This window comes from Planococcus wigleyi (assembly GCF_014836985.1).
In the GTDB taxonomy this organism is placed as follows: domain Bacteria; phylum Bacillota; class Bacilli; order Bacillales_A; family Planococcaceae; genus Planococcus; species Planococcus notacanthi.
The window spans coordinates 61598-84434 of the sequence record NZ_JACSPU010000007.1; the positions used below are offsets into that span (position 1 = coordinate 61598).

The 22837-nt window shown below is 45.6% G+C and carries 19 protein-coding genes and 1 other annotated feature; of the genes, 14 read left to right on the plus strand and 5 right to left on the minus strand.

Annotation, left to right across the window (positions count from 1 at the left end; genetic code table 11):
* The first annotated feature begins 23 nt into the window (after positions 1-23).
* Complete coding sequence (gene acsA / locus H9630_RS17155) at positions 24-1742, plus strand: acetate--CoA ligase (protein ID WP_191716706.1); 1719 nt, start codon at positions 24-26, stop codon at positions 1740-1742.
* A gap of 92 nt (positions 1743-1834) precedes the next feature.
* On the opposite strand, the gene H9630_RS17160 is transcribed toward acsA, so the two are convergent.
* Complete coding sequence (locus H9630_RS17160) at positions 1835-4816, minus strand: transglycosylase domain-containing protein (protein WP_191716707.1); 2982 nt, start codon at positions 4814-4816, stop codon at positions 1835-1837.
* Between the two features lie 105 nt (positions 4817-4921).
* Positions 4922-5110 (plus strand) — a binding site (T-box leader).
* Positions 5111-5186: 76 nt separating this feature from the next.
* Here H9630_RS17160 and tyrS point away from each other — a divergent pair.
* Together tyrS and H9630_RS17170 are read left to right on the plus strand one after the other, a co-directional pair.
* Positions 5187-6452 carry a tyrosine--tRNA ligase gene (gene tyrS / locus H9630_RS17165; protein ID WP_191716708.1) on the plus strand — a complete coding sequence of 422 codons (1266 nt, stop codon included), beginning with the start codon at positions 5187-5189 and terminating at the stop codon, positions 6450-6452.
* Positions 6453-6599: 147 nt separating this feature from the next.
* Positions 6600-7187 (plus strand): general stress protein, encoded by a 588-nt coding sequence (locus H9630_RS17170; protein ID WP_191716709.1) that lies wholly within the window; start codon positions 6600-6602, stop codon positions 7185-7187.
* A gap of 84 nt (positions 7188-7271) precedes the next feature.
* On the opposite strand, the gene H9630_RS17175 is transcribed toward H9630_RS17170, so the two are convergent.
* The gene (locus tag H9630_RS17175; RefSeq protein WP_191716710.1) at positions 7272-8078 is read right to left on the minus strand and encodes a cobalamin-binding protein; all 807 of its coding nucleotides are present in this window, start codon (positions 8076-8078) and stop codon (positions 7272-7274) included.
* A 316-nt stretch (positions 8079-8394) separates the two neighbouring features.
* Here H9630_RS17175 and H9630_RS17180 point away from each other — a divergent pair, with 316 nt between their 5' ends.
* The gene (locus H9630_RS17180) at positions 8395-9237 is read left to right on the plus strand and encodes an STAS domain-containing protein (RefSeq protein ID WP_191716711.1); all 843 of its coding nucleotides are present in this window, start codon (positions 8395-8397) and stop codon (positions 9235-9237) included.
* A 297-nt stretch (positions 9238-9534) separates the two neighbouring features.
* Here H9630_RS17180 and rpsD read toward each other — a convergent pair whose 3' ends face one another.
* A complete protein-coding gene (rpsD, locus tag H9630_RS17185) occupies positions 9535-10137 on the minus strand; it encodes a 30S ribosomal protein S4 (RefSeq protein WP_191716712.1) in 603 nt (200 codons plus the stop codon).
* Between the two features lie 329 nt (positions 10138-10466).
* On the opposite strand from rpsD, the gene megL reads away from it, so the two are divergent.
* On the plus strand, positions 10467-11675 hold the full coding sequence (megL, locus tag H9630_RS17190; protein ID WP_191716713.1) for a methionine gamma-lyase: 1209 nt from the start codon (positions 10467-10469) through the stop codon (positions 11673-11675).
* A 41-nt stretch (positions 11676-11716) separates the two neighbouring features.
* Here the strand turns inward: megL and H9630_RS17195 are convergent, their stop codons facing one another.
* Both H9630_RS17195 and hisJ read right to left on the minus strand, forming a co-directional pair.
* Positions 11717-12196 (minus strand): GAF domain-containing protein, encoded by a 480-nt coding sequence (locus H9630_RS17195; protein WP_191716714.1) that lies wholly within the window; start codon positions 12194-12196, stop codon positions 11717-11719.
* A 36-nt stretch (positions 12197-12232) separates the two neighbouring features.
* On the minus strand, positions 12233-13033 hold the full coding sequence (hisJ, locus tag H9630_RS17200) for a histidinol-phosphatase HisJ (protein ID WP_191716715.1): 801 nt from the start codon (positions 13031-13033) through the stop codon (positions 12233-12235).
* Between the two features lie 153 nt (positions 13034-13186).
* Between hisJ and ezrA the strand changes: the two genes are divergently transcribed.
* The 9 genes from ezrA to tpx all read left to right on the plus strand — a co-directional run bounded on the left by ezrA (position 13187) and on the right by tpx (position 22835).
* On the plus strand, positions 13187-14890 hold the full coding sequence (ezrA, locus tag H9630_RS17205; protein ID WP_191716716.1) for a septation ring formation regulator EzrA: 1704 nt from the start codon (positions 13187-13189) through the stop codon (positions 14888-14890).
* A gap of 63 nt (positions 14891-14953) precedes the next feature.
* Positions 14954-16057: a cysteine desulfurase family protein gene (locus H9630_RS17210; protein WP_191716717.1), complete on the plus strand. Its 1104-nt coding sequence runs from the start codon at positions 14954-14956 to the stop codon at positions 16055-16057.
* 6 nt (positions 16058-16063) lie between these two features.
* Complete coding sequence (gene thiI / locus H9630_RS17215) at positions 16064-17266, plus strand: tRNA uracil 4-sulfurtransferase ThiI (RefSeq protein WP_191716718.1); 1203 nt, start codon at positions 16064-16066, stop codon at positions 17264-17266.
* A 384-nt stretch (positions 17267-17650) separates the two neighbouring features.
* On the plus strand, positions 17651-17827 hold the full coding sequence (locus H9630_RS17220) for a hypothetical protein (RefSeq protein ID WP_191716719.1): 177 nt from the start codon (positions 17651-17653) through the stop codon (positions 17825-17827).
* A gap of 90 nt (positions 17828-17917) precedes the next feature.
* Positions 17918-19492: an acyl-CoA synthetase MbcS gene (mbcS, locus tag H9630_RS17225; protein WP_191716720.1), complete on the plus strand. Its 1575-nt coding sequence runs from the start codon at positions 17918-17920 to the stop codon at positions 19490-19492.
* Between the two features lie 205 nt (positions 19493-19697).
* On the plus strand, positions 19698-20615 hold the full coding sequence (rarD, locus tag H9630_RS17230) for an EamA family transporter RarD (RefSeq protein ID WP_191716721.1): 918 nt from the start codon (positions 19698-19700) through the stop codon (positions 20613-20615).
* 76 nt (positions 20616-20691) lie between these two features.
* Positions 20692-21705, plus strand: coding sequence for a signal peptide peptidase SppA (sppA, locus tag H9630_RS17235; protein WP_191716722.1), 1014 nt, complete (start codon positions 20692-20694; stop codon positions 21703-21705).
* Between the two features lie 12 nt (positions 21706-21717).
* Positions 21718-22293, plus strand: a complete 576-nt coding sequence (locus H9630_RS17240; protein WP_191716757.1) for an RDD family protein — start codon at positions 21718-21720, stop codon at positions 22291-22293.
* A 35-nt stretch (positions 22294-22328) separates the two neighbouring features.
* The gene (gene tpx, locus H9630_RS17245; RefSeq protein ID WP_191716723.1) at positions 22329-22835 is read left to right on the plus strand and encodes a thiol peroxidase; all 507 of its coding nucleotides are present in this window, start codon (positions 22329-22331) and stop codon (positions 22833-22835) included.
* Positions 22836-22837 lie beyond the last annotated feature (2 nt).

Here is a 22837-nt window from a genome sequence, read left to right on the forward strand (position 1 = left end):
ATCAATCTGAAAGGGTGATCAGGATGAAAGTGGAAGCGTTACCAGCAAGAGCAGGGGTGCATCAATTACATAACTATGAAGAGATAGCTGAGAATTTCGATTGGACTGAAGTCGAGAAGGAATTCAGTTGGTATGAAAGCGGAAAAGTAAATATGGCTCATGAAGCGATTGATCGCCATGCCGATTCCGACCGAAAAAACAAAGTGGCTCTGTACTACAAGGATCAGAATAGAAATGAGTCGTATACATTCTATCAGATGAAGCGCATGACAAACCGTGCGGCCAATTTATTGAAGGAAAATTCAACATTGGAAAAAGGGGATCGGATCTTTATTTTCATGCCACGTTCTCCAGAATTGTATTTTCTGATGTTTGGCGCGTTGAAAATGGGTCTGATTGTCGGACCGTTATTTGAAGCATTTATGGAAGGTGCGATTTATGACCGGTTGGATGACAGTGATGCCAAATCGATCATTACGACACCGGAGCTGTTGAGCCGTGTACCGTATGACCGTTTGCCGAAATTGGAGACGGTTTTCCTGGTGGGAGAAGACGTCGCTGAACACGAGGGGCACATCGATGTACTGAAGCACTTGCCAACCAGTTCCGATAAATTTGAAATTGAGTGGCTGGACAAAGAAGATGGTTTGGTTCTTCATTATACATCGGGTTCCACAGGCAAGCCGAAAGGTGTTTTGCATGCCCAGTATGCAATGGTGCAGCAATACCAGACCGGCAAATGGGTCTTGGATTTCACTGAAACCGATATCTATTGGTGTACAGCGGATCCAGGCTGGGTGACAGGAACGGCATATGGGGTGTTTTCACCTTGGCTCAACGGTGTTACGACAGTCATTTTAGGGGGACGTTTCTCGCCGGATGGCTGGTACAAAGCGATTGAGGATTTTGGCGTAACCATCTGGTATAGCGCGCCGACTGCCTTCCGTATGCTGATGGGAGCGGGGGACGCTTTAGTGAAAGAGTATGATTTATCGACACTGCGCCATGTATTATCGGTGGGCGAACCATTAAACCCTGAAGTAGTGAGATGGGGAGCTCAAGTATTCGATAAACGTATCCACGATACATGGTGGATGACGGAAACGGGTGCGCAGACCATCTGTAACTATCCATCTATGGCTATCAAGCCGGGGTCGATGGGCAAACCGGTGCCAGGCCTCAAAGTTGCGATTGTAGATGACCAGGGGAATGAACTGCCGCCGAATCAAATGGGCAACCTGGCCATTGAAAAAGGCTGGCCGGCTATGATGCGCCAAATTTGGAACAACCCAGCGAAATACGAATCCTATTTCCTGAAAGACAAATGGTATGTTTCAGGAGATTCGGCTTATATGGACGAAGAAGGCTATTTCTGGTTCCAGGGACGAGTGGATGATGTCATCATGACTTCAGGTGAACGCGTCGGCCCGTTTGAAGTGGAAAGCAAACTGTTGGAACATCCAGCAATTGCCGAAGCCGGTGTAATCGGCAAACCAGATCCGGTACGTGGTGAAATTATCAAGGCGTTTGTCGCTCTGGTTGACGGTTATGAACCATCGGAAGAATTAATAGAGGATATCCGCCAATTCGTCAAAAAAGGCTTGGCTGCGCATGCAGCGCCACGTGAAATCGAGTTTAAGGATAAACTTCCAAAAACGCGAAGCGGTAAGATTATGCGCCGTGTCTTGAAAGCTTGGGAGCTGGATTTGCCGACAGGCGATTTATCTACAATGGAAGATTAATGCACAGAAAAAGAAGCCGTTCACGTGAACGGCTTCTTTTTTAAGAAATAAAACCCCGATTCGCTACTCAGGCGAATCGGGGTTTATTTTTGTTAAGCCGCGTCGTCTTCAGCGGGCTCTTCGGGTTCTTCCGGTTCGTCTGGAGCAGGCTCTTCTTCAACAGGCTCTTCAGGTTCTTCTTCCGGAGGAGCTTCTTCCTCTTCTTCAGCAGGAGGTGTTTCAACTTCCTCTTCAGCAGGTGCTTCTTCTTCCGCTTCCGGTTCTTTTTCTTCCGGCGGCGGTGTTGGTTTCGGTTCTGGCTTCGGTTCAGGTTTCGGCTTCGGTGCCGCTATGCTGACACTGCTTGAAGCTGCCGATTGCTTGCCTGTAATATCTACGGCCACTACTGTATAACTTCCGGCTCCTGAAGCAGAATAGGAATTTCCTTTCGCTTCAGAAATTGAGGCCACACGGGAACCGCCTTTGTAGACACGATATCCTACCACGTCATTGGAAGGAGAATCGGTCCAAGTAATCGTATTGCCATTGATGGCCGCTTTGACGCCTGCAGGAGCTGCGCCGTCAGCTTTGAATGCAGCGCCTGAAACAACAGAAGAAAACTTCGAATTGCCAGGGAACAGCTTGCTGGCGTCTCCGCCGAACGGTGCCATCATGCGGTCGATGTATTTCTGCGACACGCCGATGCCTCCGCCAGAAACAAATTCACTTGGCGTGCTTGATAAGGCAGCATAGCGTTTTCCATTGATCGAAGTAAATGAACCACTGGTTAAGCTATCGTCTTTTTCTGTTGGAACCATTGCTTTGGCATTGAATAAATCAGAACGGACAAGTCCCGCTTCTTGGCAGGCGCCGCCTGGAGCAAGTCCGGAGATTCCGCAGAATGACTTCGTCACGACGCCTTCGGGCTGTTTGAACTTCTCGGCTGTACCGACCAGTTCTGGCTTGACATCATAACTGGCATTCATCAAACGCGCCCACAATTGATTGACACGCAGAGAAGCCGGCAAATCGCGGTTTTCAAACTGTGACAAAGTGAATTTTTCAGAATCATAGCCGAGCCAGACGCCCATGGTTATATTCGGGTTATAGCCGACCAACCACACGTCTTTTGTGCTCTGGGTTGTTCCTGTTTTACCAGCGAAATCGGCATTGAATTTCAATAAACCATTTGCCCGTTTCGCTGTTCCGCGATCGGTCTTGAAGACATCGCGCAACATATCCGTCAACACGTAAGCAGTTGGAGGCGTGAATACTTCTGCCGGCTCCACTTTATGTTCGTAGATGACATTGCCTTCAGCGTCTTCGATTTTGTCGATCATCGTCGTTTGAACATATTGGCCATTGTTTCCGACCATTGCATATCCATTGGTGATTTCTTCTACAGATGCTTCAATTCCTCCGCCAAGGGCAGAAGAGTAGTTATCGTTTTCCGCTTTTTCAACACGCGTAAATCCAGCGTTCATCATGTACTGGATCGGCATTTGCTGTTGAATTTGAGCAAATAAACGAAGAGTGGGTAAGTTTTGGGATTGCGCCAATGCATCGCGTGCCGGCATAATCCCCTGTTCACTTGTAGCAATAAAGTTTGCAGGTCTCCACATTGTACTGCCGTCCATATGTTCGAATTTCACATCGACCAACGGTGAGCCGGCACCAATCTGTCCCAATTCGATAGCAGGGCCGTAAACCAATAGAGGTTTTACGGTAGACCCCATTGATCGGTACGCTGATGTGGCGTGATTCAGGTTTTCGACATCATGGTCACGCCCCCCAACAAAGCTAAGGATGCGTCCAGTGGCATTTTCAATCATGATGCTGCCGACTTGAACTGGGAATTGTTTATCAACAACTTCTCCTTCATCGTTTGTTCCTTTGCCACCAACGGTCGTGCCATATGATGGATACGACTTTTGAGCTTCTTCCTGTGCCAGATAAAGATCTTTGTCGATGGTCGAATGAATCCGGTAGCCGTTTGAACGGACTGCCCGGTCTGCAAGAATTGCATACTCTTCGTAAAGCTTATCGTTTTCTGTAAGTGTGGCAGGATCAATGCCGTCTTTTTCAGCTAAAACATCCATAAGAATGCGGGAAGCCCGTTTTTCAATTTCCACTGTAACGAAGGGGAACTCGGAATAAGATCGCGATTCGTTCTGGCGGAAATCGGATACGATATCGTAAGCGATGGCTTCATCGTATTCCTGCTGGGTAATGTATTCAGTCTCTTTCATTCTATAAAGCACCGTTTTCATCCGGTCAAGACCGGGCTGTAATCCAACTTCATCTTTTAAATCCCCGCCTTCAATATACGGAGTATAACTATACGGGGCTTTTGGAATGCCGGCAATGAATGCCGCTTGTGGAAGGTTCAGATCACTCGCCGGCACATTGAATATCCCTTTTGCTGCCGTTTCAATACCGGCAATATGGGCACCAGAAGAAATTCGGCCATAAGGAATGATATTCAAGTAGGCTTCCATAATCTCGTTTTTTGTCATGAATTTTTCCAGGCGCATAGCCAAAAGGATTTCTTTCGCTTTTCGCTCATAGGAAACTTCATTGGTCAAAATCTGATTTTTGATCAACTGCTGTGTCAGCGTTGAACCGCCTGTCTGGCTGTCTGAATTTGATACATCCTGGAACAGGCCTCGGAGAATCGCTTTTGGCACGATTCCTTCATGCTCGAGAAAGTATTCATCTTCAGTAGCGAGAACGGCATCTTTGGCGTAGGTTGACACTTTATCCAATGTCGTAACTTCACGCTCCAAATCTGTCTGCAGCTTTCCAAGGTATACATCATTGTCGAAATACAGTTCTGATGTTTCTTCAAAACTGTAGATTTCGCCACGCATTTCATCCGGGGTCCGCAGTTTCTCTTCATCCACCAGCGAAGCAAAATAGCCGGCTCCAACTGACGCTGCGAAGACTCCGCCTGTAACCAGGACAATCGCCAGAATCAATGCCAGGTTCCATATGACTCCTGACGTAATGCTCAGTCGCTTAAACCATTTGGTTGAAGCCCATCTATCGGTTGTTTCCTCGGCTTTTTTCGTCCAATATTTTATTTTATCACGCACATTATCGCCCTCCTAAAATCCATTATATTATATCATATTCTCATAATTGCACCTAAACTTATTGACAATGCCATATAATAAAGTAAACTACTAGTATATTTGATATTTTAAACGTTGAAGGGTCCGAAGTAGAGCATGTGATTTTGTCTAGAGAGCCGGTGGATGGTGCGAACCGGTCAAAACATATGATTCGAATTACAGGCCTGGAGTTTACGGAAGTGCCCCGTTCGGCACATGATGAGAGGGAGAATCTTTTCTCCAAGCTGGGTGGTACCGCGCAATTGCGTCCCTGCATGAATCGATCATGCAGGGGCTTTTTTATGTGGTTTTTACGGTTCTCATCGCTTTAAAATTTTGAGGAGGAATTACAATGGCGAACGAATTGATTCAAGACTTACAATGGCGTGGTTTGCTGTACCAGCAGACCGATGAAGAAGGTATGGAAAAATTATTGGATGAACAGAAAATTTCCTTGTACTGTGGAGTCGATCCGACGGCAGACAGCATGCATATCGGGCACATTGTTCCCTTATTGACGCTGCGCCGTTTTCAAATGCATGGCCATCAGCCGATCTTATTGGTTGGCGGAGCGACAGGAATGATTGGAGACCCTTCAGGGCGGAATGAAGAGCGTCAGCTGCAGACAACTGAACAGATCGACCGCAACGTGGAAGGCATTAAAGTACAGATGGAACAGATTTTTGATTTCCAATCCGAGAACGGGGCGAAAATGGTCAATAACCGGGACTGGGTCGGCAAGATGAGTGTCATCGAATTCCTGCGTGATTACGGAAAGTTGATTTCGGTCAATTACATGCTCGCTAAAGATTCTGTCGCATCCCGCTTGGAAACGGGCATTTCCTTTACGGAGTTCTCTTACACGTTAATACAGGCAATCGACTTTAACCATTTATACAACGAACACAATTGCCGCATCCAAATCGGTGGATCCGACCAGTGGGGGAACATTACTTCCGGCCTTGAAATGATCCGCAAAACACATGACGAAGAAGCAAAAGCATTTGGCATCACCATTCCGCTGGTAACAAAAGCAGATGGCACCAAATTCGGTAAATCAGCCGGCGGCGCTGTCTGGTTAGATCCGAAAAAGACGACGCCTTATGAGTTTTACCAGTTCTGGATCAACGCAGCAGATGCGGATGTCATCAAATACTTGAAGATTTTCACGTTCATCAGCCGCGAAGAAATTGAAGCGTTGGAAGTGACAGTAGAAACTGAAGCACACCTGCGTAAAGCACAAAAAACTTTGGCGGAAGAAATGACTAAACTGATTCACGGTGAGGAAGCCCTTGCTGATGCACAGCGCATCACGAAAGCTTTGTTCAGCGGAGACTTGAAGGCCTTGTCAGCAGAAGAAATGAAAGCTGCCTTTAAAGACGTACCCTCAGTGGAAATGCCGAAAGAAAGCAAATCCATTGTCGACTTGATCGTTGAAGCCGGCATTTCGTCATCGAAAAGACAGGCACGCGAAGATGTTACGAATGGCGCGATTTCGGTAAACGGTGAAAAAGTTGTCGATCTGGATTACGTAGTTGATGAAAAAGACCGACTGGAAGATGCATTTGCCATCATCCGCCGGGGCAAAAAGAAATACCATATGGTCCAGTTCCAATAAACAATAACAATAAAAGGGCAGCCGGAGAAATTTCGGCTGCTCTTTTGCCGTTTAAAAGGAAAATGGAGGATGAACGTTTAAACAGAAATGCAGCGGGTAAGATGAGGAATGAACGGCGATTGACTTTACTAAAACTTCTGGGAGGCGATGGAAATGTCAAGAGTAGTTGGATCATACGAAACGGAAAACGAAGCCATTCGGGCAATTGAAGATTTACAACGGCAAGGCTATCGCAGTGAAGATATTTCCGTATTGAGCAAAGACAAAAAGGAAACAGAAAACATAACAGAAGAAACGGGGACGCATGCTGGGGAAGGCGCGGCGGCCGGTGCGATAACCGGTGGAGCTCTTGGTGGCCTCGGTGGCGTATTGGCTGGAATTGGCGCCTTGGCAATTCCGGGGATCGGCCCGATTGTAGCAGCCGGGCCGATAGCAGCTGGTCTAACGGGGGCAGCTGCAGGAGCTGGTGTAGGGGGCCTTGCAGGTGCCCTGATCGGACTTGGAATCCCGGACGAAGAAGCAGAAATGTACGAAACGCATTTTAATGAAGGAAAAATTTTGGTGCTGGTCGAAGAAAACGACAGTACGATTCCGGACCGCAATGACCGTGACACTTTTATCGGTGAACGGGATCCGCTGATCGGGAATGAAAAGACGACAACCATAAGAGGCGATCAAAGCGAGTTGGACAATGACCCGCTGCGCGGCAACCGCCGTGGCCAAGCTGGATTGTAAAGATGATTCTAAATTGGAAAAAGCCATCCTGTTGGATGGCTTTTTTTGTTTGCCGAGTGATGGGAAAAACGTTGCACCTGGCATCTAGACCTGTTTTTCTTTAATGAAGCGGGGGAGTTCCATGTCGGAAAACTCTTCGGGATGAATCAGTTTCCCCAGGCGGATAGCTCCTTCAATCAATCGAGGAGAAGGGCGGCAATATAGTTCTTCTTCCATAACGTGAATTTGGTCGATGGCTTTCATTTCATTCCATCCCGGGCGTTTTTTGACGAGTTCCGGTTTGACTTTGGCAGTCAGGATGCCGACCCAAGCAAGCAATATATAATCAGGCTGACGGTTGAATACATCATTCCAATCGGTTTGGACATTGGCTGAATCGATATCATCGAAAACGTTGCGGGCGCCTGTTAGGCGGCTGATCTCGTTCAGCCAGTTGATGTTCCCTGGCGTGAAAACGGGTTTTGGCCACCATTCCCAATAGAGGGATGGCCGAGCTGTCGCTTTTTCGCCGCGTTTTTTGATGTCTTCGATAACCGATAAGTATTCAGAGTGGACAGTGGTGGCATCGATTCCACAGGCATCGGCCACTTTTAACAGGTCCTGCCCGATTTCTTCCAGCGTTTGAGGATCCAGTACGAGATGCGGTATCTTTCGCCGGACCAGTTCGTCAACATTCTTTTCCATTCCGGGCACGCTCAGCGAAGCCAGAACCAAGTCGGGCTTTAAGGCTTCGAGTTCATCCATACGGATTGATAAATCTGGCCCAAGCCGAGGCAATGCCGTAATTTCTTTTGGCCAATCTGAATAATCATCAATGCCGACCAATAAATGTTCCGCATTTAAAAATGCCAATAATTCTGTATTGCTCGGGCAAATTGAAATAATTCGCATCCAGCTCCACCTCCATTTTTTATTAGTTTACCATGCTATCGAAATTTTTTTGTTCTGAATTGTTGAAATGGGCAAAACCAAGTATGATGGTTAAGAGATACAACTGATGGATTCTGGCCAATTAACTTGATTGTCGACTTACAGTCAGGTGAAGAAGGATTCAATTTCCGCTTATTTGGGTAAGCATAGGAAGGTAAACAATTGAAGGACCGTCTGATTGGGATTTATTGAATTGAAATTATAAGCGAGAGTGGGGTGAGGCTATTGTTCGGATTTGCAGGATATCCAATCATGCAGCCGTCGCAATAGCTGGTAAATGTTGAAAGACCAAAACTTGTTTGAGTACTTAAGCGCACGAACCTGGAAAATGACAGAAGACTGGTATGACTCCTTGGATAAAAATAAAGCAGGAGTGTACGGGACAAATGATCCGGATAAAGTGACCTTGCTGAAAGAGCAGAACCACGAATTTCATCTTCGTTTTTGTGCCATGTTCCAGCAGGGGGAACGTGATTTTATGTCAGATTTTCAGGATTGGATCGAAACAATCGCCAAAGATGAAGCTCATCTTGATACGCCGATTGTGGAAGTCATCGGAGAGTTTTTCCGTACTCAGCAACAATACCTGGAAGAAATCGGTGCTTATGCCTTAGCCCATAAAGAAGAAATCAGCCACGAAACACTGATGGATTGGACCACGGCCGTCGTTCAAACCATCAGTAAAGTGATTGTGGAATTTACGGATAAAAATTCGAAAGCTGCTGAAAAGCGGATGAACTCCCAGCAGCAGATGATTGTAGAAATGAGTGCCCCCGTCATTCTGCTGGCTAAAAAGACAGGCATGCTGCCATTGATTGGTGAAATCACTCCTCATCGTGCAGAAATCATGTTTGAAAAAGCACTGGCGCAAAGTTCCAAGCACAACTTGGAAAAACTGTTCATCGATTTGTCCGGCGTGCCGCTCATCGATACGATGGTTGCCCAGCAGGTTTTTCAATTGATCAAAGGCCTTGAAATCATCGGCGTCCAAGTTGCATTGTCGGGTATTAGTCCGGTCATCGCACAAACTGCTGTACAATTAGGCATTAAATTTATCGACATTGAAGTTTATAACACGCTCGCACAAGCTTTGAAACAAAATAGAGTTCATTTAGTTTAATAAAGTACGAAATCCCTGTGTCCTGTAGAGGTCTCGGGGATTTTTTTATGTGGTCTGGCTGATTGTTTGCAGAAACGGGATGTTTGTTTGCGGAATGGGAGGGGTTATTTGCGGAATTGCCATGGTTGTTTGCAGAATAAACAAATTGTTTGCAGACAATCGGAGTTTGTTTGCAGAATCCTAAAATTTCAAACGACGGCGTTTAAAAGGTCTCATCAGCATAAAGAAAAACCCCCAAATCCTTGAATTAACAAGGAATTGAGGGTTTTCATCACTCTGCTCAGGAAAAAGTTTTCCTTAACGTGAGTAGTACTCAACGATCAATTGTTCGTTGATTTCAGCAGACAATTCGCTGCGCTCTGGAAGGCGTACGAATGTTCCTGTTTTGCTATCAGTATCGATAGTTACGTATTCAGGAACGAAGTTGCTTACTTCGATTGCTTCGTTTACTACATCAAGGTTGCTTGATTTTTCGCGGAAAGCAATTGTTTGTCCTGGTTTCACGCTGAATGACGGAATGTCAACGCGTTTGCCATCAACAAGGATGTGGCCGTGGTTTACAAGCTGGCGAGCTTGGCGACGAGTGCGCGCAAGACCCAAACGGTAAACTACGTTGTCAAGGCGAGCTTCAAGAAGGATCATGAAGTTTTCACCGTGCTTACCAGGCATTTTGCCGGCTTTGTTGAACAAAGTTTTGAACTGACGTTCGTTAACTCCGTACATGAAGCGTAGTTTTTGTTTTTCTTGTAGTTGCAAACCGTATTCAGAAACTTTTCTGCGTTGGTTAGCACCGTGTTGACCTGGTGCGTAAGGGCGTTTTTCTAATTCTTTACCTGTGCCTGTAAGAGAAATTCCCAAACGGCGTGACAGTTTCCATGATGGACCTGTATAACGAGACATATAAGTCTCCTCCTCTGTTTTTGGTTTTTAGAGTAAAATAAAAACCAGATGCATTCATGCTGCAAGCCATTTTATATTCTTGTACCTTCGCTCAGCAGCCAAAGAGTTACACGATACACCTGCAATGAGGAATAAAATGGACGAACACGCACATACAACTGCTGCGATTATTTTACACAAAGCATAGTATAACCGATTTTCGCTCTTTAAGTCAACAGAGAGCTCTAGAACATTTAAAAGCAACAGCTTCCTTTTTTTGATTGTTCAAGGTAGAATGAAATTAAGTATGAATGTAAGCGCTTTCTATTTTAGTTAAGGGGTGGGTATTTATGAGAAATAAAGAGATGAACATGGAGACGGCTGTGATCCACAAAGGATACAACAGCTCCGAACATCACGACAGTCTGGTGACACCGCTTTATCAGACCTCGACATATTCTTTTGCCAATGCGCAAGAAGGGGAAGACCGATTTGCCGGAAACAGTGAAGGCAATATATATTCGCGTCTCGGCAATCCGACGGTCCGGGTATTGGAAGAGCGGATGGCGGAAATTGAAGGGGGCCAAGGGGCGTTGGCTTTTGGTTCTGGAATGGCCGCAGTAAGCGCCACATTGATCTATTTGACAAAAGCGGGCGATCACGTGCTTTGCTCGAGAGGGATTTATGGCTGCACGTTCGGATTGCTTGAGATTATGGAAGAGAAATATGGCATTACGCATGATTTGGTGTCAATGACGACGGAACAGGAAGTGGAGCAAGCGATTAAGCCGGAAACAGTCTGCATCTATGTGGAGACACCGATCAATCCAACGATGGAACTGGTCAACTTGCAAGCCGTAATGGCAGTGGCGAAAAAGCATAATCTCCGTGTGGTTGTAGACAACACATTCAGTTCGCCTTATTTGCAGAATCCACTGCGGATGGGAGCTGATTTTGTTTTGCATAGTGCCACCAAATACTTGAACGGCCATGGGGATGTGGTTGGCGGCGTTTTGGTGGGGCGTGATGCAGATGAAATGCAGCATGTCCGGATGACCGTGCAGAAGGATATTGGCGGCATCATGTCGCCTTTTGACGCCTGGCTGCTGCTTCGCGGGCTGAAAACGCTTCACGTACGGATGGACCGTCACGTCGCAAATGCTCAGAAAGTGCTGGAATTTTTAAAGCAGCAGGAACTGGTGAAAAAGATTTACTATCCATTTGACGTTCAGCATCCACAGTACGAAATTGCCAAGCAGCAAATGAGGCAGGGCGGCGGATTGATTTCTTTTGAAATTGAAGGCGGCAAAAAACAGGCACAACAATTTCTGGATTCGCTGTCCCTCATCAAAATTGCTGTCAGCTTGGGTGATGCCGAGACACTGATCCAGCATCCGGCTACCATGACCCATGCCGTTGTACCCCAGGAAAACAGAGAAGCGATGGGCATCAGTGACTCCTTGCTGCGGCTGTCAGTGGGGCTTGAGCATACGGATGATTTGGTCGCTGACCTCAACCATGCGTTCGAACAGGTGAAACCAAAACTTCAGGAAATCTAAAAAAGACCCTGGACTCGACCATCGAGTCCAGGGTCTTCCTATTACAGATGCTTAGCTAAAACTTCAACGAAAAGCTCCAAACCTTTCTGGTCGTCTTCTGTAAAACGGCTCAGCTCAGGGCTGTCGATATCCAGGACACCGATCACCTGATCTTCTTTCATCAGTGGAATGACAATTTCAGAACGGGACGCTGCATCACAGGCGATGTGGCCAGGAAATGCTTGGACATCTTCGACCAACATGGTTTTTTTGTCAGCTACGGCAGTTCCGCAGACGCCTTTCCCAACTGGAATCCGTACGCAGGCCGGTAGACCTTGAAACGGGCCAAGGACAAGCTCGCCGTCTTCCATCAAATAAAATCCTACCCAGTTGATGCGTTCAAGAAATTGGTTCAGCAAAGCAGAGGCATTGCTCAGGTTGGCGATGCTGTTGCTTTCGCCTTCCAATAAAGCATCCAATTGCTTTGATAACATTGTATATTGTTCTATACTACTGCCGCTGTAATCGGTTTGCGTAAACATAAATGATAACCCCATTTCATTTTGTTAAGTAATGGTTCAACTTAAGTAAGTATAGATTTTATCATAATGCTTATGCAAGCCATTGACATTGTGGGCATCTGATCCAAAAACCAGGGGGATGCCGAGGTACTTGGCATATCCGATAAAAGAGAGTGGTGGATAGGGTTCCAAACAGTCTAGTTTCGAGAATCCTGCACCATTCACATCAAGCTCCAGACCGGCTTTCTTCATTAATTGGAGAATATAGTGAATCTGTGCGCTATCATCGACTTTTTCGCCATGCGCCAATTGGAATTTATGGATCAGTGTCGGATGGCCGATGCGCTTAGGTTTGAATTGGCCGAGGTCAGCGTGTATGGATGCTTCCACTGTGTCATAATAAAGCTTATAAGCAGCTTCCACTGAACCGCTTGCAGCTGCCAATTCAGTAAAGACGTCTTTGCTGTAATCGGCGCAGAAATAACGGTTATCTGCTTTGAGAAAATGGACCGAAAGAATGGCATCGTCGAGAGCTGGTCCGATGTCATCCAAGAAAGAGCGGGTTTCTTTTTCGTATCCTGAGATAAAGTCCACTTCCAAACCTACGCGGATGCGGATATCGTTTTTATAGACATTTTTAAAATGGGTGATTTCGTGGAGATAAGGTGTGAGCTGCTCCATGCTCATGCCGCTGTCCTGATCAGGAGTGGGGTCTGTAAAGTTACCCGGGAGCGGTGCATGCTCGGTGAAGGAAATATCTGTAAACCCGGACTTTATTGCTTTTTCAATATATAGTTCTGTTGCGTCTTTAGTCCCGTGAGGACAAAAATTCGTATGAATGTGACCATCTCGTCTCATAAAAGCAGCCTCTTTTCTATGTATTAAAAAATATAATCGCTTTTCTTCTAATTTGGCAAACAAAAGAGTAGAATACATGTTAAAATAAAAGAATCATGAATACATTTACGTATAACTGGTAATGTGATTTTGGAACAGGGGGCTATATGACTTATGATGGAGTATATCATCATTGCGGTCATCATTCTATTAGCGATAATAATCATCGGCTTTATGTTTCGTAAAAAACATTTGGCTGAAATTGAGCGCTTAGAACAATTAAAACTGCAAATACAAAATAAACCGATACTTGAAGAACTGACTAAAGTGAAACAGCTGAACATGAATGGCCAGACAGAAGAAATGTTCGAACGCTGGCGCAATGTGTGGACTGAAATCATGGATGTCCACATTCCTAAAATCGATGCTTCTCTCTATGACGCTGAGGAAGCCATTAACCGTTTCCGTTTCGGTAAAGCGACGAAGATCGAACAGGAAACTGAAGTCAAAATTGATAATGTAGATAAAGATATGAACGGTATCCTGGTGGAACTGGCAGAATTGATCGGCAGCGATGAAAAGAATCGCAACGAAATTGATCTGATTCAGGAAAAATACCGCCGCGCCCGTAAGAATCTATTGGCTCATCAGCATTCTTATGGTGCTGCAGCTGCGCCACTAGAGAAAAAGTTGGAGTCATTCATTCCGATGTTTGATGAATACGAAAAATTGACGACTGAAGGCAATTACTTAAAAGCCCGCGAAATTGTCATCAGTTTATCAACTGAAGGCGAAGAAGCGTTTTTATTGGCAGATGACATTCCATCATTGTTGGCTGATGTCCACAATAAGATCCCTTCTTATATAGCTGAATTGCGTCAAGGCAAGAGCGAAATGGAAGAGCAGTCGTATTATCTTGGCCACTTGGAGCTCACGCTTCAACTCGATGAGATAGAAGAAGAATTGGCAGTGTTAGAAGAAAACATCGCCCAGCTGGAAATTGCCCAAACAAAAATCGCAGTAGAAAAAATAAAAGACCGCATCGACTCGTTCTATGAATTGTTGGAAAAAGAAGTTGAAGCAAAGCATTATGTCGATGAATTCCAAATAGATACAGAACGCCATTTGGAAGTTGTGGCACGCGATACACAGGAAATGGAAGAGGAAAGCCGCTACGTGCAGCATAGCTACAAGATTAGTGAAAGCGAAGCTGCCATTCCAAAAGCATGCAAAGAAAAAATGGAGCAATTGGCGCAACGCTACGACTTATTGCGTACGCGCTTAGAAGAAGACCAATCCGCTTATTCAAGTTTGCAGGAAGAACTGATGCATATACGTGAAGATCTGTCGATTGTCGATTCGACACAAAACGATTTCATGACAGCATTGAAGAACTTGCGTGTTGAAGAAACCAATGCCAACGCTAAAGTGGAGCAGCTGAAACGCAAATTGCAGGAAACGGATCGCATCTTGCATAAAGCCAATATCCCTGGAATTCCGGAAGATATGGATGTGCGCCTCGAAGAAGCTGAAGAACATCTTTTTGTTGCGATGCAAACTTTGCGTGAAGTGCCATTGAACATGAAGCTTGTGGACAATTATTTGGAGCAGGCAGAAAAAAGTATTGATGACGTTCATGATAAAGCCGTTGAGATGGTAGAAAATGTGTTGTTGATTGAACGCATTATTCAATATGGCAACCGTTACCGGAAGTCGAATCAGCAATTAGATGCTAAACTTGGAGAAGCCGAAGAGTCATTCCGCCAGCTTCGTTATTCGAAAGCATTGGAAGAAGCGGCTACTGCGGTTGAAAACTTTGAACCGGGTTCAATGAAACGGATTGAAGTACTGGTCAAAGAAGACGCTTGGAACATCTAAAAAACAAAAGGCAAAACCACCAGCGGATTTGAGCTGGTGGTTTTCTTTTTCGGAGGTTACAGAATGAATTACCTGGACAATAGCGCAACAACTAAGCCGAAACAAGAAGTGCTTGAAGCATTCATAAAAGTAAATGAGCAATTTTATGCCAATCCGGCTTCTTTGCATGCACTTGGCAATCAAGCTGAAGATTTGCTGGAAACGGCCCGTAAGCAATTGAAGGACCTATTGCACATGGATAAAGTCATCTTCACTTCTGGCGGAACAGAATCGAATAATTTGGCTTTGATGGGCACAGCAAAAAGTTACCAGCACCGGGGCAGGCATATTGTCACCGCCCAAACTGAGCATCCTTCGGTCTTGAACAGCCTGGCAGCATTGGAACAACAAGGTTTTGAAGTGACGCGTCTGTCTGTAAACTACGCGGGGGAAATTGATATCGATGAGTTGAAGAATTCTTTGCGAAGCGATACGATTCTAGTATCACTCATGCATGTCAATAATGAAATCGGCACCATCCACCCTATTGCAGAAATCGCGGGTATGCTGAAAGAACGCCGAATTATCTTTCATGTCGATGCTGTCCAAAGCATTGGCAAGCTGACATTGGACCCGACAGCGATGCCGGATTTATTGACCCTATCAGGCCATAAAATTCATGGTTTGAAAGGCAGCGGATTATTGGCCTATACAGGTGTTGAACTGCAGGCTATTCAATACGGCGGCGGACAGGAAGATGGAATTCGGAGCGGCACTGTTTCTGTCCCGAATGCAGTTGCGCTTTCGAAAGCAGTAAGGCTGGCACAGCCGAACCCGCAGCATCACCAATGGAATCAAGATCTGCGCCAATTTTTCTCGGAATTTAAAGGCGTGAAAATCGTTAGTCCTAAAGGCGCGGCTCCACATATCCTGGCGGTGGCCGTCAAAGGAATAAAAGGTGAAATACTGGTATCTGGATTGCAAAAAGAGTCGGTAATCGTCTCTACTTCCAGTGCTTGTTCTTCTAAAAGCAAGGACACCAGCCACGTGAGTCAGGCAATCGGTCTGCCGCGCGAGTTTAAAGACGGTGTCATGCGGATCAGTTTCGGAGCATTTACTGAAAAACAGGACATCATTTCCCTAAAAAGAGCATTTCAGCGGGTATACCGCATGATTAAAGGAGTTTAACCTTATATGAAAACCAATCAAATTCTCGTCCGTTATGGCGAGCTGTCAACCAAAGGCAAAAACCGGAGTTCATTTATTGGAAGGCTGCGCGACAACGTCAGACAGACTTTCTCTGATTTGGAAAAGATCCGCATCAAAGCGGAACGTGACCGGATGTTCATTACCTCAGACGATGAAGAGGAATTGGCACAGGTGATTGAACGTTTGCCGCAAGTATTCGGCATCCAATCGTTCAGCCCTGTGACCGCATGTGAATTGGATTTGGAAGCGATGAAGCGGACAGCGGAAGCTGTGGTCGCAAAAATCCAGGATACCGATAAGAGCTTCAAAGTATCCGTGAAGCGGCCGTTCAAGGAGTTTCCGCATGAAAAACCGGAAATTATGAAAGAGCTGAGCTCACACGTGCTGAGAGCTTTTCCGGATTTAAAAGTCCAAATGAAAGATCCGGAAATCGACCTGAAAGTGGAAGTACGTGAAGAAGCGGTCTATATGATGGCGGAAGTCATTCAAGGAGCCGGGGGCTTGCCGGTCGGTGCAGGCGGCAAGGCATTATTGATGCTGTCAGGTGGTTTGGACAGTCCGGTTGCGGGTTATCATATGCTGAAGCGTGGCGTCCGGTTGGAGCTGATTCATTTCTTCAGCCCGCCATTCACCAACGACCGTGCCAAGGAAAAGGTATTTGATCTTGCCGAAAAACTGTCGCAATTCGGCTCTTCCGTCAATCTGCACATCATTCCATTCACCAAGCTTCAGCAGGAAGTGCATAAGCAGGTTCCTGATAATATTACGATGACTTCTACACGACGCATGATGATGCGTGTCGCTGATTTGGTTTTGAATGAAACCAATTGCCGTGCCATCATCACCGGTGAAAGCTTGGGTCAAGTGGCCAGCCAGACGCTGGAAAGCCTGCAGGCCATCAATGCCGTAACGAATACCCCAGTCCTGCGTCCGTTGATTGCTGCGGATAAATTGGAGATTATCGAGACGGCCCAGAAAATCGGGACCTATGATATTTCCATCCGGCCGTTTGAAGATTGCTGCACCATTTTTACCCCAGCAAATCCAAAAACCAAACCAAAGCTTGAAAAAGTGGAGTACTATGAAAACTTCGTTTCATTTGATGAATTGATCCAGGAAGCTGTGGCGGAGCGGGAAATCATCAAGTTTCCGCGCGTAAAAGTAAATCAATTTGAAGATTTGTTATAAAGACGGAGCTGCCTATTTGGGCGGCTCTTTTTTATTGTGAACAATCTTATTGTTTTACATGGAGTTGAAGAGGGCGCATGTGGTTTTGTGATTGGATAGGATGAGTTGACGGTTCTGCATGAGCGATTCGGAGGTCTACTGGAGTAAGTGATGCTGCTGCCTTAACTAGTTGCTTCTCTACCTGAAGTTTCTGCATGCCTACATGAATTATGCAGAAATTGAAGATGCACACTGCGCTCGGTGGGCGAAAGGTCCGACACTGTGTATAAGCTTTGCTTCGATAAAGTGCAGCACTCTTTCTATAGCTGTTCGTGGTGCGGAAAGCTTCCATTCATTGGCTGGAACTTTTGTGAAACAGCTCGAATTCAGGTAAGGGGGGAGGAAGTGCATGTAAAGGACCAACTAGTTCAGGAAGAAAGAGGGCATATGCCTGTAGCCGCTCTGAAATCGTTGAAAGAAACTCAATTTGTTCTTGTAGATGCATTTAACCTGTCACCCGTTAAAAATCCAATATCTACAAATAAAATTCAAGGCGAAAAAGTAATCCGTTTCATCTCATAGTCCCACTATATGAAATTATATGAATACTTAAAAATTTCCTGTATAATGATAGGAGTATAATAATCACATTATCTGCAAGGGGGAATCACTGTGAAACGAGAAGAATTAGTAGCACCGGAATCGTATAACCTGGTCGAGGAAATCGAGCGATACGCCAAAGGAGACGGGAAATTGGCGATTCTCTGGGAAAATGGCCAAGGCGAGAAACAGCAAGTTACATATGATGAATTAATGCAGCGCGCCAACCGTGCAGCAAATAGTTTTGAAAAAGCGGGATTGGTGAAAGGCGATGTGGTCCTGGTGATGGTGCCGCGTTTGATTGAAGCCTATGTTGCATACATTGGTGCTTTGAAAGCCGGATTGGCGGTCATTCCAAGCTCGGAAATGCTTAGAGCCAAAGACATTGCCTACCGTTTGAACCACAGTGATGCCAAAGCAGTCATTGCTTATGAGCCGTTCATGGACCAATTTGAAGGCGTCAAGGAAATGGATAATGTCGTCAAGTTTGTCATCGGCCAATCTGATCAGTCTTGGATATCCTTATTGGATGAAATGGAAACCGCTTCTGCCGAATACATAGCAGCACCGACAAAGAAAGACGATATGGCATTTTTGTCATATACATCAGGAACCACCGGCAATCCAAAAGGCGCAGTCCACAGCCATGGCTGGGCATATGCCCATCTTCGGACATCCGCTGAACACTGGCTGGGAGCGAAGGAAGGCGATGTCGTATGGGCTACAGCGAGTCCGGGCTGGCAAAAATGGATTTGGAGCCCGTTCCTGGCAACGCTCGGCAGTGGAGCAACAGGTTTTGTCTACAATGGCAAATTCGATCCGGCTGTCTATTTAGAGCTTTTGGAGAAGCGCAAAATTAACGTGCTGTGCTGCACACCGACAGAATACCGGTTGATGGCGAAACAAAAAGATTTAGCGAAATATGATTTATCTGCTTTGCACAGTGCCGTGTCAGCTGGAGAACCACTCAATGCAGAAGTAATCAATGTCTTTAAAAATCACTTCAACCTGGAAGTGCGGGACGGCTATGGACAGACTGAAAATACATTGCTTGTCGGTGTGATGAAAGGCATGGAAGCCCGTACCGGCTCAATGGGGAAACCAACGCCCGGCAACCGAGTGGAAATCATTGATGATTTCGGCCAGCCATGCGCTACCGGAGAAGTAGGGGACATCGCGGTCCATGTGGACACACCTGCTTTGTTCAAGGAATACTTTAAAGATCCGGAGCGCACCAGCATGCAATTCCGCGGGGAGTATTATGTCACAGGAGACAAAGCGTCAAGAGACGATGATGGTTATTTCTGGTTTGAAGGAAGGGGAGACGACATCATCATTTCGTCCGGTTACACAATTGGGCCGTTCGAAGTGGAAGATGCGCTGGTCCAGCATCCGGCTGTACAGGAATGTGCGGTCATCGGTGCACCGGATGAAATAAGGGGCACGATCGTTAAAGCATTTGTGGTATTGGTAGCGGATTACGAAGCTTCCGACGACTTAGTGAAGGAACTGCAAGACTATGTCAAAGAATTGACGGCACCGTATAAATACCCGCGCGCTATTGATTTTCGTCAGGAATTGCCGAAAACGGCATCCGGCAAAATTCGGCGAGTGGAATTGCGCCAGCAGGAAAACCAAAAGAAATAATGATCCACACTTTCTTTGGCTGATTTCAATGACATCAGCGATACCGCTCAAACTGCAGTATCCGAACAATGTAATATCCATTTTCACAAGGCAAATTCCTTATTTCAAGGAGTTTGTCTTTATTTACTTTCTGTGTGCGGTCAGCCTATAATGAGACTATTATTTCGAAATATAAAATAAAAAACAGAATGGTGCGCGATGCAGGATGACAGATTCTAAAAAAGGCGTTTTAGTCATTATTTTAACTTACACATTATGGGGATTTATGCCGATATTCTGGAAACAGATCGATCATGTTCCGGCAGATGAAATCCTGGCTGGCCGGATTATTTGGTCGTTCTTGCTGACGCTGGGTTTTATTCTTCTATTGAATGGCGGCCGACAGCTTTGGCTTGATTTGAAAATGTTGTGGGCTTCCAAGAAAAAATTCTTTTTGCTGATGTTGGCCTCTTTTCTGATTTCTGCAAACTGGTTTTTGTATGTCTATGCGGTTTCCGAAGACCGGATTGTCGAGACCAGCCTTGGCTATTACATTAATCCGTTGATTTCCATGCTATTGGGGGCTCTTTTCCTGAAGGAGAAACTCTCGCCTGCTATTAAAATAGCTTTTCTATTGGCTGCAACAGGCGTTTTGATTTTAACATTTTCGTTCGGTTCTTTGCCGTGGCTGGCATTGGGAATGGCCTTCAGCTTTGCTTTTTATGGCCTCATCAAGAAAACGATCCGTTTGGATGCGCTTCGTGGATTAGCGATTGAAACCTTGTTTGTTTTCCCGATTGCCATCGCTTATTATGTCTATTTGATGTCGATAGACCGTGTGTCCTTTTTGCAGATCGGATTGACGACAGACGTTTTGCTGATTGCCAGCGGATTGGTCACGGCACTGCCATTATTGCTTTTTGCTATTGGTGCTCCGTTAATTCCTTTGTACATGATCGGATTCCTGCAGTACATTGCGCCTTCACTGATGCTGTTGATCGGAGTATTCATTTATGGCGAAGCGTTTGATGCGGTAGATTTGATTTCCTTTTCGTTGATTTGGAGTGCATTGATTCTTTTCACATCGTCGAAATTTCTTGAGGCGCGGGGCATCCGGAAAGCTAATCGCAAAATTTCGGCATAAAATTCCTTTTCCAATGAAACATTTGCCAGTGTTTCCCGTATAGTAAGAAGTAGAAACTAAGGAGGGAATTGCTTAAATGAATACGAAACGATGGATCGCTTTAGTAGTAGCTGCAGCCGTATTGGGGATTTCGCTGGTCATCAATTCAGCGTTCGCTTTTCTTCAAAGCGGATTTGGCGAAAGTGTCGATGAATTAATGGCGACTACACAATCAAGCCTCTCGGAAGTTGTCATGGAAGATGGAGATTTCGATAATCGGGTCGCCGTGTTGAATGTAGATGGCGCCATCCAGGATACCGGTGAAGCGGCATCTCTATTTGGTACAACCGGCTACAACCACTCTTCCTTCATGGAACAATTGGAAAATGTGAAAGAGGATTCTACAGTTAAAGCCGTGGTGCTTACAGTAAACTCACCAGGTGGAGGCGTAGTGGAATCTGCAGAGATTTACGATAAAATCACTGAAATCCAGGAAGAAACGCAAAAGCCTTTTTATGTCTCAATGGGAGCCATGGCTGCATCAGGCGGTTATTATATTGCGGCACCAGCTGAAAAGATTTTTGTGAACGAAGAAACTTTGACGGGTTCAATCGGCGTCATTATGCAGAGCGTCAATTATGGTGAATTGGCTGAGCGGTACGGCGTTGACTTTGTGACCATCAAGTCAGGTCCATACAAAGATATTATGAGTGCGACGCGTGATATGACAGAAGATGAGCGTGCTCTTCTTCAAACGATGCTGGATGATTCGTACGAGTCATTTGTGGATGTTATTGAAGAAGGCCGAGGCATGACTGAAGAACAAGTCAAAGCTGTTGCTGATGGGCGAATCATGAATGGCCGTCAAGCAGTTGAAGCAAATCTGGCAGACGATTTCGGATTTGAAGAAGATGTCATCGAACAAGTGAAAGCTGATTTCGAACTGGGCAATGCCCAGGTGTTCCAATATGGAGCTTCACAAGGATGGGAATCGCTCCTGTCGATGAAAATGAGTTCTTTCTTCGGCAATGATATTGAAACTCAAATGATTTCGAAAATGCTTACTGAGTATAGTTCTCCTCGTATGATGTATTTATACGGTGATAAATAAGGAGGGACCATGATGACAGACCACGAAACGAATGAAACAGCAACAGAAGTTCAAGTCGCGCCGCATCGTCCCGAAACGCCGAGCTACGAGGAAGTTCTTTTTTACGAACGGAAACCTGCGGGGTTTTGGGTTCGGTTTTGGGCATATTTGATTGATTTACTGATCATTACAGCCCTTACATCGATTTTGATCAAACCCGCCTTTGCTTTAATGGGTCTTGAAACAACTGAAACCTCGTGGTATGCACCATTTGCCATCATGTCAGCCATCGTCTTCTATGGCTATTTTGTACTGATGACCAAATTCTTCAGACAGACGGTCGGAAAAATGATCATGGGCATCCGTGTGGTATCTTTAAAGTCCAATCACTTGTCATGGACGACATTGCTGTTCCGTGAATGGATTGGCCGCTTCCTTTCAGTGACCATCTGGCCGCTTTACTGGATTGTCGGCTTTACGCCCTTAAAACAAGGAGTTCATGATTTTATCGCAGATACGACAGTGGTCCACGAAGAATCTTTCAGAAAAAACAATGTAGTGAAGAAACGTACAGACGGGTCTGGGTTGCATGAGACCAGCGCGGTTTAGTATGATAGATGGAAGACGAAAGTGAGGCGCTTTAATTGGTACAAATTACATTCAAGAAAAACCCTGTGACTTTACCGAACAAAGAAGTGAAAGTTGGAGAGCAGGCTCCGGAGTTTACAGTCCTGTCAACAGGTTTGGAACCGGTGACGCTTAAGGATACAGCCGGAAAAATCCGATTGGTCAGCGTAGTGCCTTCACTGGATACGGGCGTATGCTCAGATCAGACGAAACGTTTCAGCGAAGAAGCGGCTTCCCTTGGTGACGATGTGGAGGTTCTGACGATTTCTGCTGATTTGCCGTTTGCGCAAAAGCGTTGGACGGAAATCAATAAAGTGGACGCGATTACGACTTTATCCGATCATCGTGACCTGTCATTCGGTGAAGCTTATGGCGTGACGATGCAGGAGCTGCGATTGCTTGCCCGTTCGATTTTTGTCATTGATGGAAACGACAAAATTGCATATGTAGAGTATGTGCCTGAAGGAACGGACCATCCGGATTACGAAAAAGCGTTGAACGCAGTTAAAGAATTAACAAACTAATA